Annotated in this window: 15 protein-coding genes; 3 read left to right on the forward strand and 12 right to left on the reverse strand. The window is 58.3% G+C overall.

Annotation, left to right across the window (positions count from 1 at the left end; translation table 11 throughout):
* Positions 1–8: 8 nt before the first annotated feature.
* From folP to rlmE, 3 genes are all read right to left on the reverse strand, one after another.
* Positions 9–860, reverse strand: a complete 852-nt coding sequence (gene folP, locus AC07N8_RS12615) for a dihydropteroate synthase (protein ID WP_483842494.1) — start codon at positions 858–860, stop codon at positions 9–11.
* A gap of 8 nt (positions 861–868) precedes the next feature.
* Entirely contained in the window at positions 869–2,779 is a 1,911-nt protein-coding gene (ftsH, locus tag AC07N8_RS12620) for an ATP-dependent zinc metalloprotease FtsH (protein WP_483842493.1), read from the reverse strand.
* A gap of 202 nt (positions 2,780–2,981) precedes the next feature.
* The gene (gene rlmE, locus AC07N8_RS12625) at positions 2,982–3,611 is read right to left on the reverse strand and encodes a 23S rRNA (uridine(2552)-2'-O)-methyltransferase RlmE (protein WP_027924458.1); all 630 of its coding nucleotides are present in this window, start codon (positions 3,609–3,611) and stop codon (positions 2,982–2,984) included.
* 101 nt (positions 3,612–3,712) lie between these two features.
* On the opposite strand from rlmE, the gene AC07N8_RS12630 reads away from it, so the two are divergent.
* Positions 3,713–4,021 (forward strand): YhbY family RNA-binding protein, encoded by a 309-nt coding sequence (locus tag AC07N8_RS12630; protein WP_007942889.1) that lies wholly within the window; start codon positions 3,713–3,715, stop codon positions 4,019–4,021.
* Positions 4,022–4,030: 9 nt separating this feature from the next.
* Here AC07N8_RS12630 and AC07N8_RS12635 read toward each other — a convergent pair whose 3' ends face one another.
* The 8 genes from AC07N8_RS12635 to grpE form a co-directional block, all read right to left on the reverse strand.
* A complete protein-coding gene (locus tag AC07N8_RS12635) occupies positions 4,031–4,435 on the reverse strand; it encodes an MFS transporter (RefSeq protein ID WP_493143895.1) in 405 nt (134 codons plus the stop codon).
* A gap of 28 nt (positions 4,436–4,463) precedes the next feature.
* A complete protein-coding gene (greA, locus tag AC07N8_RS12640) occupies positions 4,464–4,940 on the reverse strand; it encodes a transcription elongation factor GreA (protein ID WP_310264040.1) in 477 nt (158 codons plus the stop codon).
* On the reverse strand, positions 4,937–8,158 hold the full coding sequence (gene carB, locus AC07N8_RS12645) for a carbamoyl-phosphate synthase large subunit (RefSeq protein WP_123435251.1): 3,222 nt from the start codon (positions 8,156–8,158) through the stop codon (positions 4,937–4,939). The genes greA and carB overlap by 4 nt, the downstream gene beginning before the upstream one ends.
* Before the next feature lie 118 nt (positions 8,159–8,276).
* The gene (gene carA / locus AC07N8_RS12650) at positions 8,277–9,413 is read right to left on the reverse strand and encodes a glutamine-hydrolyzing carbamoyl-phosphate synthase small subunit (protein WP_483842491.1); all 1,137 of its coding nucleotides are present in this window, start codon (positions 9,411–9,413) and stop codon (positions 8,277–8,279) included.
* Positions 9,414–9,672: 259 nt separating this feature from the next.
* Complete coding sequence (gene dapB, locus AC07N8_RS12655; protein WP_483842490.1) at positions 9,673–10,479, reverse strand: 4-hydroxy-tetrahydrodipicolinate reductase; 807 nt, start codon at positions 10,477–10,479, stop codon at positions 9,673–9,675.
* Positions 10,480–10,488: 9 nt separating this feature from the next.
* Entirely contained in the window at positions 10,489–11,613 is a 1,125-nt protein-coding gene (gene dnaJ / locus AC07N8_RS12660) for a molecular chaperone DnaJ (RefSeq protein ID WP_109627906.1), read from the reverse strand.
* A gap of 297 nt (positions 11,614–11,910) precedes the next feature.
* Positions 11,911–13,827, reverse strand: a complete 1,917-nt coding sequence (dnaK, locus tag AC07N8_RS12665; RefSeq protein ID WP_493143818.1) for a molecular chaperone DnaK — start codon at positions 13,825–13,827, stop codon at positions 11,911–11,913.
* A gap of 102 nt (positions 13,828–13,929) precedes the next feature.
* Positions 13,930–14,496 (reverse strand): nucleotide exchange factor GrpE, encoded by a 567-nt coding sequence (grpE, locus tag AC07N8_RS12670; protein ID WP_483842488.1) that lies wholly within the window; start codon positions 14,494–14,496, stop codon positions 13,930–13,932.
* A 240-nt stretch (positions 14,497–14,736) separates the two neighbouring features.
* On the opposite strand from grpE, the gene recN reads away from it, so the two are divergent.
* Positions 14,737–16,410, forward strand: a complete 1,674-nt coding sequence (recN, locus tag AC07N8_RS12675; protein WP_483842487.1) for a DNA repair protein RecN — start codon at positions 14,737–14,739, stop codon at positions 16,408–16,410.
* Between the two features lie 75 nt (positions 16,411–16,485).
* Here the strand turns inward: recN and fur are convergent, their stop codons facing one another.
* Entirely contained in the window at positions 16,486–16,890 is a 405-nt protein-coding gene (fur, locus tag AC07N8_RS12680; protein WP_003197684.1) for a ferric iron uptake transcriptional regulator, read from the reverse strand.
* A gap of 97 nt (positions 16,891–16,987) precedes the next feature.
* Between fur and AC07N8_RS12685 the strand changes: the two genes are divergently transcribed.
* Entirely contained in the window at positions 16,988–17,515 is a 528-nt protein-coding gene (locus AC07N8_RS12685) for an outer membrane protein assembly factor BamE (RefSeq protein WP_483842486.1), read from the forward strand.
* Positions 17,516–17,540: the final 25 nt, after the last annotated feature.

Consider the following 17,540-nt stretch of genomic DNA (forward strand, 5'->3'; position numbering starts at 1 on the left):
CATCATTCTTATTCGGATGATTCCACTGCGGCGATCATCCGCACAACGTCCACTGTTTCGGCTACATCATGGACGCGCAATATACGCGCCCCCTTGGCTGAAGCCAGCGCTGCGAGCGCAAGACCACCAAAAAGACGCTCACCAACCGGCCGATTCAAGGCCTGACCAATCATGCTCTTTCGCGAAACCCCGACCAACAGGGGCCGCCCCAAGGCATGCAAGGCTTCCATATGCTTAAACAAGCTTAGATTGTGCTGCAAGGTTTTCGCGAAGCCAAAACCCGGATCAAGAATTATCCGCTCCGGCGGGATACCCACCAACGCGCACTCAGCCATTCGTTCAGCGAGAAATTCGCCGACTTCTTTGGTGACGTCCTCGTAGTGCGGATTGTTCTGCATGTCGCCCGGCTCACCAAGCATATGCATCAGGCACACGGGCAACCCGGTGGCTGCAGCCGCATCCAGGGCACCGTCTCGACGCAGCGAGCGCACGTCGTTGATCAAGCCCGCACCCAACCGCGCAGTTTCGCGCATGACCGCTGGCGTGGAGGTATCGACAGAAATGATCACATCGAGTTCGCGATGGATACGTTCAACGATAGGCGCTACGCGCTCCAGCTCCTCAAGCGGTGAAACCGCCCGGGCACCTGGGCGGGTTGATTCGCCACCGACATCAATCAGTGTCGCACCAGCCATGACCATCGACTCGGCGTGGCGCAGGGCCGCATCGAGCTGGCTGTATCGGCCGCCGTCAGAAAAGGAATCAGGAGTGACATTGAGAATGCCCATGACATGCGTCTGGGCCAAATCAAGAACCCGGTTGCCGCAAGGCAACCGGGTCGAGGACTGAACAGAAGTCATTTCAAACCTTATACGTCAGCAGCCGGACCGCCGATCGGTGTTTCCGGACGCTCATCCTGCACCACCGGAGGTGTCCCGGAAGTACCGGTGCCACCTGACCAGTCACGAGGCTCGCGAGGCGCACGACCGGCCATGATGTCATCGATCTGATCAGCATCGATCGTCTCGTACTTCATCAGGGCGTCCGCCATGGCATCAAGCTTGTCGCGGTTGTCCGTGAGGATCTGCTTGGCCGTGCCGTAGCACTGGTCAATGATGCTGCGTACTTCGGAGTCGATCAGCTTGGCTGTCTCACCGGAGAAGCTTGCACTCTGACCACCGCCGCCGCGACCGAGGAACACTTCACCCTCTTCTTCGGCATACATCAACGGACCGAGTTTTTCCGACAGGCCCCATTTGGTCACCATGTTCCGCGCAATCTGGCTGGCACGCATGATGTCGTTGGACGCACCGGTGGTGACGCCATCGAAGCCCAGGGTCATTTCTTCAGCGATACGGCCACCGTACAGCGAGCAAATCTGGCTGATCAGTGCACGCTTGGACAGGCTGTAGCGATCCTCTTCCGGCAGGAACATGGTCACACCCAGCGCACGGCCGCGCGGAATAATCGAGACCTTGTACACCGGATCATGCTCTGGCACGACGCGACCCACGATAGCGTGGCCGGCTTCGTGATAAGCGGTGTTCTGCTTTTCCTTCTCGGACATGACCATCGACTTGCGCTCGGCGCCCATCATGATCTTGTCTTTCGCCAGCTCGAACTCTTTCATTTCGACGATGCGCTTGCCGGCACGTGCGGCGAACAAAGAAGCTTCGTTCACCAGGTTGGCCAGGTCAGCACCGGAGAAACCGGGCGTACCGCGAGCAATCACCGCTGGAGCAACGTCGTCGCCCATTGGCACTTTGCGCATGTGAACTTTAAGAATCTGTTCACGACCACGAATGTCTGGTAGACCGACCACAACCTGACGGTCGAAACGGCCTGGACGCAGCAATGCAGGGTCCAATACGTCCGGACGGTTGGTTGCAGCGATAACGATGATGCCGTCATTCATTTCGAAGCCGTCCATCTCTACCAGCAACTGGTTGAGAGTCTGCTCGCGCTCATCATGACCACCGCCCATGCCGGCGCCACGGTGGCGACCAACGGCGTCGATTTCATCGATGAAGATGATGCACGGCGCGTGCTTTTTAGCCTGTTCGAACATATCGCGAACACGGCTGGCACCGACACCGACGAACATTTCAACGAAGTCGGAACCGGAGATGGTGAAGAACGGGACCTTCGCTTCGCCGGCAATCGCCTTGGCCAGCAAGGTTTTACCGGTACCCGGAGGACCGACCATCAGTACGCCGCGAGGAATACGACCGCCCAGGCGCTGGAACTTGCCCGGATCACGGAGGAACTCGACCAGTTCGCCGACTTCTTCCTTGGCTTCGTCGCAACCGGCAACGTCACCCAGAGTGGTTTTCACCTGATCTTCGGAGAGCAGGCGCGCCTTGCTCTTGCCGAAGCTCATCGGCCCGCCCTTCCCGCCAGCACCGCCCTGCATCTGCCGCATGAAAAACATGAACACGGCAATGATCACGAGGATCGGGAAGCTTGCGACCAGGAGCTGAGTCCAGATGCTTTGCTGCTCAGGCTGCTTGCCTTCGACCACCACATGGTTGTCCACGAGGTCGCCGATCAGACCGTTGTCCTGGATAGCCGGACGAATGGTCTTGAAGCTGTCGCCATCGTTGCGTTTACCGGTAATCACGTAGCCGTCAACCGCTACGCGCTCGACCTTGCCATCCTTGACCTGCTGGATGAAGTCGGAATAGTTGAGGGTCTGCGGCTCGTTAGGGCTGGAGAAGTTGTTCATCACTGTCACCAGGACAGCCGCGATGATCAACCACAGGATCAGATTCTTTGCCATATCGTTCAATTAACTACCCTCTGAAGCAAGCTCCGCTAATGGCGCGCGCTTCGCATGATATTCACCGGCCTAACTTACTACATTACCTACGGCTCTGGCAGGCGCCGTCTGTAACCCTTTGTGAAACACTTTCTACACAATATTCGCTAATGCTCACGGGGCGAAATACGAAAAACCTATCGCCCCGCCAAAAAACCTCGTTTTACTCACTACGCCCGCGGTAACCCCAAGCCAGCATGTATTGCTCGCGGGAACTGCCGCGAGACGAGTCTGGCTTGATCATCTGGATCTTGTCGAATTTCCGACGAGTATCCTTCAGGTAAACATCAAACCCTTCGCCCTGAAAAATCTTGATCACGAAATTACCACCCGGCTTGAGTATCCGCTCCGCCAAATCAAGCGCCAGCTCGCAAAGGAACATGGCTTTCGGCATGTCCACTTCAGGCGTACCACTCATATTGGGGGCCATATCGGAAATCACAAGGTCCACCTGCGAATTACCCACGGCTTCAAGGATCCGCGCGAGCACTTCGTCCTCGGTGAAGTCACCCTGGATGAAAGTCACGTCCGGAATGCTGTCCATTTCCAGAATGTCCGAGGCGATCAGACGCCCCTCACCACCGATCAGGCGGCTGGTCACCTGCGACCACCCCCCGGGCGCCGCACCCAGGTCGACAACGCTCATGCCGGGACGGATCAGCTTGTATTTCTCCTGGACCTCCAGAAGCTTGTAACTCGCACGCGAGCGGTAGCCATCCTTCTGCGCCTGCTTCACATAGGGATCGTTGACATGTCGTTTCAGCCAACCAAGGCTTGTCTTGGAACGCGCCATTGGGCACCTCGATAATAAGGGTCGTGATTAATTGGGCGGATCCACGAGCCCTCGGGTAAAATGGCCGCCATTTTACAGAATCCAGACGAAAGGGTCAGATTATGCCGCTCACTCAAGAGCAGAAGAAACAGTACAAATCCATTGGCCACCATCTGAAACCAGTTTTGATTGTGGCTGACAACGGTTTGACTGAAGGTGTGTTAGCCGAACTTGAACGCGCTCTGGCGGATCACGAGCTGATTAAAATCAAGCTCAACATCCTCGATCGCGAATCGCGCCTGGCGTCCATTGCAGAACTCTGCAAGGTCGGCAAAGCGGATCTGGTTCAAGTCATCGGCAAGATGGCACTGATTTACCGCAAGAACTTCAGCGTCAACAAGCAGCTGTCGAACGTCCATCGCTTCAAGTGATGGCAAGGGTCAAGGGTGTGCTTCGCGCACCCTGCCGCTCCATCCCGGCACCGGTTGCAACACCAACACCAGCCCGGAAAACCCCAGGATCAGATAGCTGAACATCTGCCACCGCACCGCCTCCGGCCAACCAAAGCGCACCGCAAAAAACATCGCGCACGCATACAGCGCCATCAGCAGCATTTGCCCACGAATATCGCGCCATAGACTGGTAAGGCCATCGGCCTGTACCAGCACCAAAGCCTGAAAAATCACACACGCTGCGGCAAACCCCGCCATCAGCGCATTCAGCATGCCTGTTATTTCGTCGATCAGCAGCGGCGCCAGACCTATTTGGCCCAGCGCCGGCACCAGGCCGATGTGTAACAGCCACAAGCCGCCAACCCACAACATCTGAGTCAGTTGCCAAACCATGGCGCCCGCACGCAGCGGGCGCGGGCCTTTAGATGTGGCGGACTTCGACAATCTCGTACTCGATCACGCCACTCGGCGTTTTCACGGCAACCACATCACCCTCTTCCTTGGCAATCAAGGCGCGGGCCAGCGGCGAACCGACGGAAATCTTGCCGAGTTTGAAATCAGCCTCATCCTCACCCACGATGTGGTAAGTGACGCGCTCATCCGTCTCGACGTTGGCGATTTCAACGGTGGTGCCGAAAATCACTTTGCCGGTGTGAGGAATGGTCGTGACGTCGATGATGACCTGATTCTGAATCCGGCCTTCGATGTCACGAATCCGCGCTTCAACCATCCCTTGCTGCTCACGGGCAGCATGGTATTCGGCGTTTTCCTTCAAGTCACCCAACTCGCGGGCCGTTCCGATGTCCTGGCTAAGCTTCGGACGAACGACCTTGGTCAGGTGAGCGTGTTCCTCTTCCAGGGCTTTCGCGCCCTGGACGGTCATAGGGTATTTGATCATGCCTTCAATCCTGCGTGTAGATCCTGCAAGCGGCGCACGGTCTTCTCGGGACCGAACTTCAGCGCTTCGCAGATGGCTTCGCCAGCAGCAATAGTCGTGGTGCAGTAGATCTTGTGCTGCAGGGCATTACGACGAATGGAGTACGAGTCGGCGATCGACTGGCGACCTTCGGTGGTGTTGATGATCAGGGTGACTTCGTCATTCTTGATCATGTCGACCACGTGCGGACGACCTTCGGTCACCTTGTTCACACGGCGCACTTTCAGGCCTGCGGCTTCGATCAGCTTGGCAGTACCGGCAGTGGCAACCACTTCGAAGCCCAAGTTGATCAGATCACGGGCTACGCCCGCAACCAGCGGCTTGTCGTCGTCACGCACGCTGATGAACGCGGTACCGCCGGTCGGCAGTACTTCGCTGGCGCCCATCTGGGCCTTGGCAAATGCTTCGCCGAAGGTGTCGCCCACGCCCATCACTTCACCGGTGGACTTCATCTCTGGGCCCAGGATCGGGTCCACGCCAGGGAATTTGGCGAATGGGAACACCGCCTCTTTCACGCTGTAGAAGTTCGGGATGATTTCTTTGGTGAAACCGATTTCCTTCAGGGTTTTACCGGCCATGACGCGAGCCGCGATCATTGCCAGGGAAACACCGATGCACTTCGACACGAACGGTACGGTACGGGAAGCGCGCGGGTTGACTTCGATGACGTAGATGTCTTCGCCTTGCAGCGCCAACTGAACGTTCATCAGGCCGACCACGCCGAGCTCCAGGGCCATTTTCTTGACCTGTTCGCGCATCTCGTCCTGGATGTGGCCAGGCAGCGAGTACGGCGGCAGGGAGCACGCGGAGTCACCGGAGTGAACGCCTGCCTGCTCGATGTGCTGCATGATCGCGCCGATCACCACGTCGGTGCCGTCGCAAACCGCATCCACGTCCATTTCGATGGCACAGTTGAGGAAGTGGTCGAGCAGCACAGGGCTGTCGTTCGACACTTTCACCGCGTCACGCAGGTAGCGCTTCAGCTCGTCTTCTTCGTAAACGATTTCCATCGCACGACCGCCCAGTACGTAGGACGGACGAACCACCAGCGGGTAACCGATCTTCGCAGCAGCACGAATCGCTTCGTCTTCGCTGCGCACGGTGGCGTTTGGTGGCTGACGCAGATTCAGGCGCTCAACCATTTGCTGGAAGCGCTCACGGTCTTCAGCACGGTCGATGGCGTCAGGGCTGGTGCCGATGATCGGCACGCCGGCTTCTTCCAGGGCGCGAGCCAGTTTCAGCGGGGTTTGGCCGCCGTACTGGACGATCACGCCTTTCGGCTTCTCGACGCGGACGATTTCCAGCACGTCTTCGAGGGTCACTGGTTCGAAGTACAGGCGATCGGAGGTGTCGTAGTCGGTGGACACGGTTTCCGGGTTGCAGTTGACCATGATGGTCTCGTACCCGTCTTCGCGCAGGGCCAGTGCCGCGTGTACGCAGCAGTAGTCGAACTCGATACCCTGGCCGATACGGTTAGGACCGCCGCCCAGAATCATGATCTTGTCGCGACCCGATGGCGCGGCTTCGCACTCTTCCTCGTAAGTCGAGTACATGTAGGCGGTGTCGGTGGCGAACTCGGCCGCGCAGGTGTCAACGCGCTTGTAGACCGGGTAAACCTCGAGCTTGTGACGGTGGCGACGCAGCGCTTTCTCGGTCACGCCCAGCAGCTTGGCCAGACGCATGTCGGAGAAGCCTTTGCGCTTGAGGCGGAACATCACGTCGCGGTCGATGCTGGCCAGACCCAGGGTCTTGACCTTCTCTTCTTCCTTGATCAGATCTTCGATCTGGACCAGGAACCACGGGTCGATCATGTTCATGCCGAAGATGTCTTCGACCGACAGACCGGCGCGGAAGGCGTCAGCCACGTACCAGATACGCTCGGCGCCCGGCACGGTCAGTTCGCGCTTGAGCACGCTCATGCTTTCCGGGTTGCTCAGATCGAGTTTCTCGTCCAGGCCGCAAACGCCCACTTCCAGACCGCGAAGGGCTTTCTGCAGGGATTCCTGGAAGGTCCGGCCGATGGCCATGACTTCACCGACCGACTTCATTTGAGTGGTCAGGCGTGCGTCGGCTTTCGGGAATTTCTCGAAGGCGAAACGTGGCAGCTTGGTCACGACGTAGTCGATGGACGGCTCGAAGGACGCAGGCGTAGCGCCGCCGGTAATTTCGTTCGACAGTTCGTCGAGGGTGTAGCCGATCGCCAGCTTGGCGGCGATACGCGCAATCGGGAAACCAGTGGCTTTCGAGGCCAGTGCCGAAGAGCGGGATACACGCGGGTTCATCTCGATCACGACCATACGGCCAGTGTCCGGGCAGATGCCGAACTGAACGTTGGAGCCGCCGGTTTCCACGCCGATCTCACGCAGTACCGCCAACGAGGCGTTACGCATGATCTGGTATTCCTTGTCCGTCAGGGTCTGCGCTGGCGCAACAGTGATCGAGTCACCGGTGTGCACGCCCATCGGGTCAAAGTTTTCGATCGAGCAAACGATGATGCAGTTGTCCTTCTTATCGCGGACAACCTCCATCTCGTACTCTTTCCAGCCGATCAGGGATTCGTCGATCAGCAGCTCTTTGGTTGGCGACAGGTCCAGACCACGGGCGCAGATTTCTTCGAATTCTTCACGGTTGTACGCAATACCGCCACCGGTGCCGCCCATGGTGAAGGACGGACGGATGATGCACGGGAAGCCCAGGCGCTCGAGAACGGCGTTGGCTTCTTCCATGCTGTGGGCGATACCCGAACGCGGGCAGTCGAGGCCGATGGATTTCATCGCCTTGTCGAAGCGCGAACGGTCCTCAGCCTTGTCGATGGTGTCCGCGTTGGCACCGATCATCTCTACGCCGAACTTCTCCAGAACGCCTTCGCGCTCCAGGTCCAGTGCGCAGTTCAGAGCGGTCTGGCCACCCATGGTTGGCAGCAGCGCGTCCGGACGCTCTTTCTCGATGATCTTGGCAACGGTCTGCCATTTGATCGGCTCGATGTACGTGGCGTCGGCCATGTCCGGGTCGGTCATGATGGTGGCCGGGTTGGAGTTCACCAGGATGACGCGGTAACCCTCTTCGCGCAGGGCTTTGCAGGCCTGGGCGCCGGAGTAGTCGAATTCGCAGGCCTGGCCGATAACGATCGGGCCAGCGCCGAGAATCAGGATGCTTTTAATGTCTGTACGTTTTGGCATGGGTTTGTCACTCAAATCCGCAGGTCAGTCGGCAAGCCGTCTTGTTCAATCTTTGAAGCCTTGAGGGGGTCGCCGGTGTCGGGACCGCCCTCAAGCCTTGCACCATCAAGGCGAGCGATCAGCGTCGCTTGGCCATCTCGTTGATGAAGCGATCGAACAATGGCGCTACGTCGTTCGGGCCAGGGCTGGCTTCCGGGTGACCCTGGAAGCTGAAGGCGCTCTTGTCGGTACGCTCGATGCCTTGCAGGGTGCCGTCGAACAGCGATTTGTGGATCGCGCGAACGTTGGCTGGCAGGGTCGCTTCGTCTACGGCAAAACCGTGGTTCTGGCTGGTGATCATCACCACACCGCTGTCCAGATCCTGGACCGGGTGGTTGGCACCGTGGTGGCCGTGCCCCATTTTCAGGGTCTTGGCGCCGGAGGCCAGGGCCAGCAGTTGGTGACCGAGGCAGATGCCGAACACCGGGATCTCGGTTTCCAGCACATCCTTGATCGCCTGGATCGCGTAGTCGCATGGCTCCGGGTCACCCGGGCCGTTGGACAGGAACACGCCGTCCGGCTTCATTGCCAGCACATCGGCAGCAGGCGTTTGTGCAGGCACCACGGTCACGCGGCAACCGCGCGCGACCAGCATGCGCAGGATGTTCAGCTTGACGCCGTAGTCGTAGGCAACCACGTGGTACGGCAGCTCGGAAGCTTCGATGGTTGCGTGGCTGTCGGTTTTCAGATCCCAGACAGTCGAGCGCCATTCGTACTGCTCTTTGGTGCTGACGACTTTTGCCAGGTCCATGCCTTTCAGGCCAGGGAAACCCTGTGCGGCGGCGATGGCGGCGGCTTCGGAAATGTTGTCACCGGCCATGATGCAGCCGTTTTGAGCGCCTTTCTCACGCAGGATGCGCGTCAGGCGGCGGGTGTCGATACCGGCGATAGCCACAACGTTGTTGGCTTTCAGGTAGTCGGACAGGGACATCGTGTTACGCCAGTTGCTCGCAACCAGTGGCAGGTCACGGATGACCAGGCCAGCGGACCAGACGCGGTCGGACTCGGCATCTTCCGGCGTGGTGCCGGTGTTGCCGATGTGCGGATAGGTCAGGGTAACGATCTGTTGGGCGTAGGAAGGATCGGTAAGGATTTCCTGATAGCCGGTCATTGCGGTGTTAAACACCACCTCACCAACGGTTTGACCGTCGGCTCCAATGGCTTCGCCGCGAAAAATGCTGCCATCAGCAAGGGCGAGTATGGCTGGCTTAGTCAAGAAGACCTCCCGTAAATAAAGCCTGAAAGGGCGATCGCAGGTTGTAAAAAAGCGGAGTGACGTATGGACACGTCACCCCGCTTCTTCACCGAATAATTCTGCGCGCTTTTAGTGGACACACTAAAGCTGTAGCTTACAGAAAAAGGCCTTTTTGGTCTACCGCCAATGAGCCCGAAAGGCTGGAGAATGCGACAGGTCGTCGCTTGGCGGTGTAAAACCGGGCTCAAACGCTGGGTCTGAGCCCGATTTCGGGCACATCTTAACGCAAATCGAGCACGTCTTGCATGTCGTAAAGACCCGGCTCATGACCATCGAGCCACAACGCAGCACGCACCGCACCCTTGGCGAAGGTCATGCGGCTGGACGCTTTATGGGTGATTTCCAGACGCTCACCTTCGCAGGCGAACAGCACCGTGTGATCACCGACCACATCACCGCCGCGAACCGTGGCAAAGCCGATCGTTTCACGCTCACGCGCGCCGGTATGGCCTTCACGACCATAGACCGCAACCTTCTGCAGATCACGATCCAGGGCACTGGCGATCACTTCACCCATGCGCAACGCGGTACCTGAAGGCGCATCGATCTTGTGCCGGTGATGCGCCTCGATGATTTCGATGTCCGCCTCATCACCCAGCACGCGCGCCGCCATGTCGAGCAACTTCAGTGACAGGTTGACCCCCACACTGAAATTGGCCGCGAACACGATCGGTATGTCTTTGCCCGCCTCGGCCAGCAACTGCTTCTGCGCAGCGTCCAGGCCTGTCGTACCGATGACCATGGCCTTGCCGGTCTTGCGGCAGAACGCGAGGTTTTTCAGCATGACTTCCGGCAGCGTAAAGTCGATCAACACATCGAACTCGTCAGCGACCGATTCCAGGTTGCCGGACAACGGCACGCCGATTCGACCCAGCGAGGCCAGCTCGCCGGCATCCACACCAATCAGCGTGCTGCCGGGGCGCACGATGGCCGCCGTCAGACCGGTCAGCGGCGCGCGCTGTTGCACGGCCTCGACCAGAATCTTGCCCATGCGCCCGGCAGCGCCCATCACAGCTATACGTCGCATGCCGACTCCTTACAAATCGCCGAAGAAGCGCTTCACGCCTTCAAACCAACCGGTGGTTTTCGGCGAATGGCTGTTGTCGTCCGCCAAAGAGCTGCGGAATTCTTCCAGCAGTTCACGCTGACGACGACCCAGGTTGACCGGGGTTTCGACCGCCACACGGCACATCAGATCACCGGCACCGCCGCCCCGCACTGGCGCAACGCCTTTGCCGCGAACGCGGAACTGCTTGCCGGTCTGGGTCCCCTCAGGGATCTTCAGTTTGACTCGACCATCAAGGGTCGGAATCTCCAGCTCGCCGCCCAACGCCGCATCGACAAAGCTGATCGGCACTTCGCAGAACAAATGCTTGCCGTCGCGCTGGAAGATCGCGTGCTCGCGCACATTGATCACCACATACAGGTCGCCCGTCGGGCCACCCTGAGCGCCCGCCTCGCCTTCGCCGGACAGGCGAATGCGGTCACCGGTATCGACACCGGCCGGCACTTTGACGGAAAGGGTTTTGTACTCTTCGACACGACCTTCGCCGTTGCAGGAGTTGCACGGGTCGGAAATGATCTTGCCTTGGCCATGGCAACGCGGGCAGGTTTGCTGCACCGAGAAGAAGCCTTGCTGCATACGGACCTGGCCGATACCGCCACACGTCGGGCAAGTGACTGGCGAGGAGCCTTTCTTGGCACCCGAACCGTCGCACGGCTTGCAGTTGACCAGTGTCGGAACGCGGATATTCACGGTGGTACCGCGCACCGCTTCTTCCAGGTTCAGCTCCAGGGTGTAACGCAGGTCGCTGCCACGCTGGGCGCCGCCACGGGAACCGCCGCGACCGCCACCGAAGAAGTCACTGAAGACATCGCCAAAGATGTCGGAGAAGTTCTGACCGCCAAAACCGGCACCGCCGCCGCCCATGCTCGGGTCGACACCGGCATGACCGTATTGGTCGTAGGCCGCGCGCTTGCTGGAATCGGACAATACTTCGTAGGCCTCGTTGGCCTCCTTGAACATCTCTTCCGACGCTTTGTCATCGGGATTACGGTCCGGGTGATGCTTCATCGCCAGGCGACGGTAGGCCTTCTTCAGGTCTGCTTCGCTTGAGCCACGCTCAACACCCAATACTTCGTAATAGTCACGCTTTGCCATATGTCTTTGCACTCTTGAGGACGTTCGGCAAACCTCTCCTGAGCCTTGCCAAACTCGTTGAGCCCCAATACAGGCCCGGACCCAACTCACGTCAATTCAACGATCCTGGTCTTTGATTCATTGCGGTACTTTCGGCTCGAAAAGCAGGAGCATTCCCGGCCATACCAACAGCGCGCGAGCGTTGTCGCATGCTGTAAAAATTCGCATGTTCCAGACACGCCAACGCGGGAGCAAGCTCCCGCGCGGCGACATCCTACCAGTCACCGCCTAAAGGCAGTCAACCGGGCGACCAACAACTTACTTGTGGTCTTTGACTTCTTCGAACTCGGCATCGACAACGTCGTCAGCCTTTTCAGCTTTTTCGTCGTGCGGTGCCGCGCCTTCAGCAGGCTGGGCCTGTTCGGCGTACATCTTCTGCGCCACTGGAGCAGAGACTTTCGACAGCTCTTCAACCTTGGCTTCGATTGCAGCTTTGTCGTCGCCTTTGACAGCGGCTTCCAGAGCAACAACAGCAGCTTCGATTGCAGTCTTCTCTTCAGCCGTCACTTTATCGCCAGCGTCTGCGACCATTTTGCGAGTCGAGTGAACCAGCGCATCGCCCTGGTTGCGAGCGGCTGCCAGCTCTTCGAACTGGCGGTCTGCGTCGACGTTGGCTTCAGCATCGCGAATCATCTGCTGAATTTCTTCCTCGGACAGACCGGAGTTGGCCTTGATCACGATCGACTGAGTCTTGCCGGTGGCCTTGTCTTTGGCGCCTACGTGCAGGATGCCGTTGGCGTCGATGTCGAAGGTCACTTCAATTTGTGGCACGCCACGTGGTGCTGGTGGAATCTCGGCCAGGTCGAACTTGCCCAGGGACTTGTTCTGGGCCGCTTGCTTACGCTCACCTTGCAGCACGTGAATGGTCACAGCGCCCTGGTTGTCGTCGGCAGTCGAGAACACTTGCGATTTCTTGGTAGGAATCGTGGTGTTTTTCTCGATCAGCGCGGTCATCACGCCGCCCATGGTTTCGATACCCAGGGTCAGCGGGCTAACGTCCAGCAGCAGAACGTCTTTAACGTCGCCAGCCAATACCGCGCCCTGGATAGCTGCACCCATGGCAACAGCTTCGTCCGGGTTCACGTCTTTACGAGCTTCTTTGCCGAAGAACTCGGTTACCAGCTTCTGAACCAGTGGCATACGGGTCTGACCACCGACCAGGATCACGTCGTTGATCGCGCCAACGTCGATACCGGAGTCTTTCAGAGCGATGCGGCAAGGTTCGATGGTGCGCTGAACCAGGTCTTCAACCAGTGCTTCCAACTTGGCGCGAGAAATCTTCACGTTCAAGTGCTTAGGACCGGTGGCGTCTGCAGTGATGTACGGCAGGTTCACGTCGGTCGACAGCGCGGAGGACAGCTCGATCTTGGCTTTCTCAGCGGCTTCTTTCAGGCGCTGCATCGCCAGCGGGTCACCTTTGAGGTTCATGCCGCTTTCTTTCTTGAATTCGTCGACGAGGTAGTCGATCAGACGAATGTCAAAGTCTTCACCGCCCAGGAACGTGTCGCCGTTGGTGGCCAATACTTCGAACTGGTGCTCGCCATCGACTTCAGCGATTTCGATCACGGAAACGTCGAAAGTACCGCCGCCCAAGTCGTAAACGATCACGGTGTGATCGCCCTTCGCCTTGTCCATACCGTAAGCCAGAGCAGCTGCGGTTGGTTCGTTGATGATGCGTTTTACGTCCAGACCCGCGATGCGGCCGGCGTCTTTGGTGGCTTGACGCTGGCTGTCGTTGAAGTAGGCCGGAACGGTGATCACCGCTTCAGTCACTGGCTCGCCGAGGTAGTCTTCGGCTGTCTTCTTCATTTTCTTCAGAATTTCAGCCGAGATTTGTGGCGGCGACATTTTCTGGCCGTTCACTTCTACCCACGCGTCGCCGTTGTCAGCCTTGGCGATTTTGTAAGGGACCATCTTGATGTCTTTCTGTACGACTTCTTCGTCGAACTTACGACCGATCAGACGCTTCACCGCATACAGGGTGTTATGCGGATTGGTCACAGCCTGACGCTTGGCCGATTGGCCAACCAGAATTTCGCCATCGTTGGCGTAAGCGATGATCGACGGCGTGGTACGCGCGCCTTCAGCGTTTTCAATAACTTTGGCTACGCCGTTTTCCAGCACGGAGACGCAGGAGTTGGTAGTCCCCAGGTCGATACCGATAATTTTGCCCATGTTCACTCTCCCGAAACTTTGGATTTGGTTGCCGCAGCAGTGGTGGCTAACTGCGGTAGCACTTAAACGCTTGACTTATAAATGGGGGCCTTGCGGCCAATTTCAAGCCTGCTCGTCAATCGAAGGCGAAACTGGCGCCGGGGCCTTGCTGACCACGACCATGGCCGGGCGCAGCAGGCGACCATTGAGCTGATAGCCCTTCTGGAACACCTTGAGCACGCTGTTCGGCTCCAGATCAGCGCTTTCCTGCATGGCCATTGCCTGATGCTGAACAGCGTTGAACGGTTCGCCATGCGGATCGATCGCTTCCAGCTGATAGCGCTTCAGGGTGTCCTGGAACATTTTCAGGGTCAGCTCGATGCCTTCGCGCATTGGGCGGATGCTTTCGTCGTCCGGGTTGGACAACTCCAGGCCACGCTCCAGGCTGTCGATGATTGGCAGCAAGTCGCCTGCGAATTTTTCGAGGGCGAATTTGTGCGCTTTTTCTACATCCTGCTCGGCGCGACGGCGGACGTTCTGCAGATCGGCGGCAACACGCAAAGCCTGATCCTGCGCGCCTGCCAGCTGCTCTTCGAGCACTTGTACACGAGCCGCCAGGTCTTCACCCGAAGCCGCGGAGCCCTGGTTGGCGTCTTGATTTTGCGTATCCACTGTCTGTTCGTCAGCCATAGATTTCTCCTTTCAATATCGTCCGTGAGCTCAACTCACGCTTCTGTCCCGGTATATGGGGCCGCAAAAATCAGCTTCAAGGGGTTGGTTACGATTAACCCTACAAAAAGCGCTGCATTGCGATTACCCGATGCGCAAGGCATTTCGTCAGACCGAGCAAATCGAGCCAAGCGAGGGCATTGTCAGGCACAAATAAAACACTGTATAAATAACCAGACCTAAAGCCTGGGAGCGGCCTTTATGCTGGTGCACCTGTCCGTACATAACTACGCCATCGTTGAACACCTCGATCTCGAACTCGATCGCGGGATGAGCGTGATCACCGGGGAAACCGGTGCCGGCAAGTCGATCATGCTCGACGCCCTGGGCCTGACCCTGGGTGATCGCGCCGACAGCGGCGTGGTTCGTCCCGGCGCAGACAAGGCCGACATTCTTGCGACCTTCGACCTGATCGACATCCCGGAAGCCAGCGCCTGGCTCGCCGAGCGCGACCTTGAAAGCGATGGCCCGTGCATCCTGCGCCGGGTGATCACCGCTGAAGGCCGTTCCCGTGGCTACATCAACGGCACGCCCTGCCCGCTCGGCGACCTCAAGGCCTTGGGCGAGCTGCTGATCGATATCCACAGCCAGCACGAGCACCAATCGCTGCTCAAGACCGACACCCACCGCCGGCTGCTCGATGAATATGCCGGGGCCACGGACCTTGCCCGCCAGGTACAGCTGGCCGCCCAACGCTGGCGCCAGACCCGCCAGGAACTGGAGCGCCTGTCCAATTCCGGCGACGAGCAACGCGCCCGCCATCAATTGCTCAGCTATCAACTAGAAGAGCTCGAAAACCTCGGCCTCGGCGAAAACGAGCTGGAGCAGCTGGAACAGGAACACAAGAACCTCACCAACGCCGAAACCCTGCTGGGCATCTGCCGGCAAGTGGTCGAGCAGTGCAGCGAAAGTGATTCCGGCAACGTCCTGAATGCCCTGACCGCCAGCCTCAATCGCCTATCAAGCGTTAACAATTCGATCGGTGCCTTGGGCGAGGCCAGCAGCCTGCTGACCAGCGCACAGATTCAGGTAGAAGAAGCAGTGGGCGAACTGAACCGCTTCCTCGACAACTTCGATGCCGACCCGGCGCGCTTGCAATACCTGGAAGAACGTCTCGATGCGATCTACACCATGGCGCGCAAACACCGCATCCAGCCGACCGAGGTCGCGGAGATGCAACAGCGACTACTGGATGAAATCGAAACCCTGAATGCCAACGATGAATCCATCGAACGGCTGAGCGATGAACTGGCCTCGTATGCCCGTCATTATCAGGAGAAGGCGCGCGAACTGAGCGATTTACGCCATCAAGCATCGAGCAGCCTGGCCAGCGCGGTTGAGCAGGAAATCCAGCGACTGGGCATGCCAGGTGGTCGTTTCACCATCGAATTGCGCCCCAACAGCAGTGATGAACTGCTGCCCAATGGCCTCGAACAGGTCGAATTGCTGGTGAGCGCCAACCCCGGCCAGCCATTAAAGGCCCTGGCCAAAGTGGCCTCGGGTGGCGAGCTGTCGCGGATCAGCCTGGCGATTCAGGTGATCACCGCACAGACCTCTCGTGTCCCGACGCTGGTGTTCGACGAAGTGGACGTGGGCATTGGCGGCCCGACCGCCGAGATCGTAGGTCAGTTGTTACGCCGGCTCGGAGAGCGCGGACAAGTGCTGACCGTCACTCACTTGCCGCAAGTGGCCGCTCAGGGTCACCAACATTTATTTGTGCACAAGGTGCGTGGCGAAGAGGCGACCCACACCGCCGTCTCCAAGCTGAGTAAAAATGAGCGCGTTGAAGAAGTGGCACGGATGCTGGGGGGCATCGACCTGACCAAGGAATCCCTGGCCCACGCGAAAAAGATGGTCGTTACCGCAAAGATTTAAGAACAGCAGACAGCACGAAGGCGACCCTGGGGTCGCCTTCGTTCGTTTCGCGAATATGAAATTCGCGCGACATGCTTACTTTTTCTTACGTACGTACAGCACCAGATTGTGATCAACCATCTCGAAGCCATACTTGTCGACGATGGCTTTCTGCAGGCGCTCGATTTCTTCGTCGAAGAATTCGATCACTTCGCTGGTTTCGACGTTGACCATATGGTCGTGATGCTTGCCGTCATCCAGTTCGAAGACCGCATGGCCTCCGTCGAAGTTGTGCCGCACCACAAGGCCAGCTGCCTCGAACTGAGTCAGTACACGGTAAACCGTGGCCAGACCGACGTCCTCACCAGCCTCCATCAGTGCCTTGTAAACATCTTCAGCACTCATGTGGCGCTGCTCGGCGGAATCGAGCATTTGCAGAATTTTGACCCGTGGAAGGGTCACTTTGAGGCCGGCTTTGCGTAGTTCGCTATTTTCAACCATGGTCAGCTTTCTCGCGATGCTGCTTCGCAGCTTCTCTTAATGCGGGTATGATCGGCGTTTACGTTGTCCCAGCCAAGATAGTGGAAGTCGCCCACCGATGCAAAACACCAAGCTCTTGCTAACCAGTTTCACCTTTGTGGGACTGCTCGCACTCGCCGGTTGTTCATTCCCCGGGGTTTACAAAATCGACATCCAGCAGGGCAATGTCGTCACGCAGGACATGATAGACCAGTTACGCCCGGGAATGACCCGCAAGCAAGTACGGTTTATCATGGGTAACCCTCTGCTGACCGACACGTTCCATGCCGATCGCTGGGATTATCTGTACAGCCTGCAACCGGGTGGCGGTGAACGCCAACAGGAACGCATTAGCGTTATCTTCAACCCAAATGACCAGCTTGTCAGCCTCTCTGGTGATTTCATGCCAGGCGTGAGCCGCGACGAAGCCATACTCGGCAAGGACAGCGGCACGCAAGTCGCTGCCCCAGCAGAAAACGTCGAGAAGCCAAAACCGGAAAAACCGGTCAAGCCAGGTTCGTTGCTGGACCAGATCCAGAAGGACGTCGACGGTGTAGAAACCGTTCCAGTCCCGACGCCAACACCGCTGGACACTTCGCCGCAATAATTTGCGACGCAATAAAAAACCCGGA

It is taken from the genome of Pseudomonas sp. GW821-FHT10C09, from assembly GCF_059415465.1.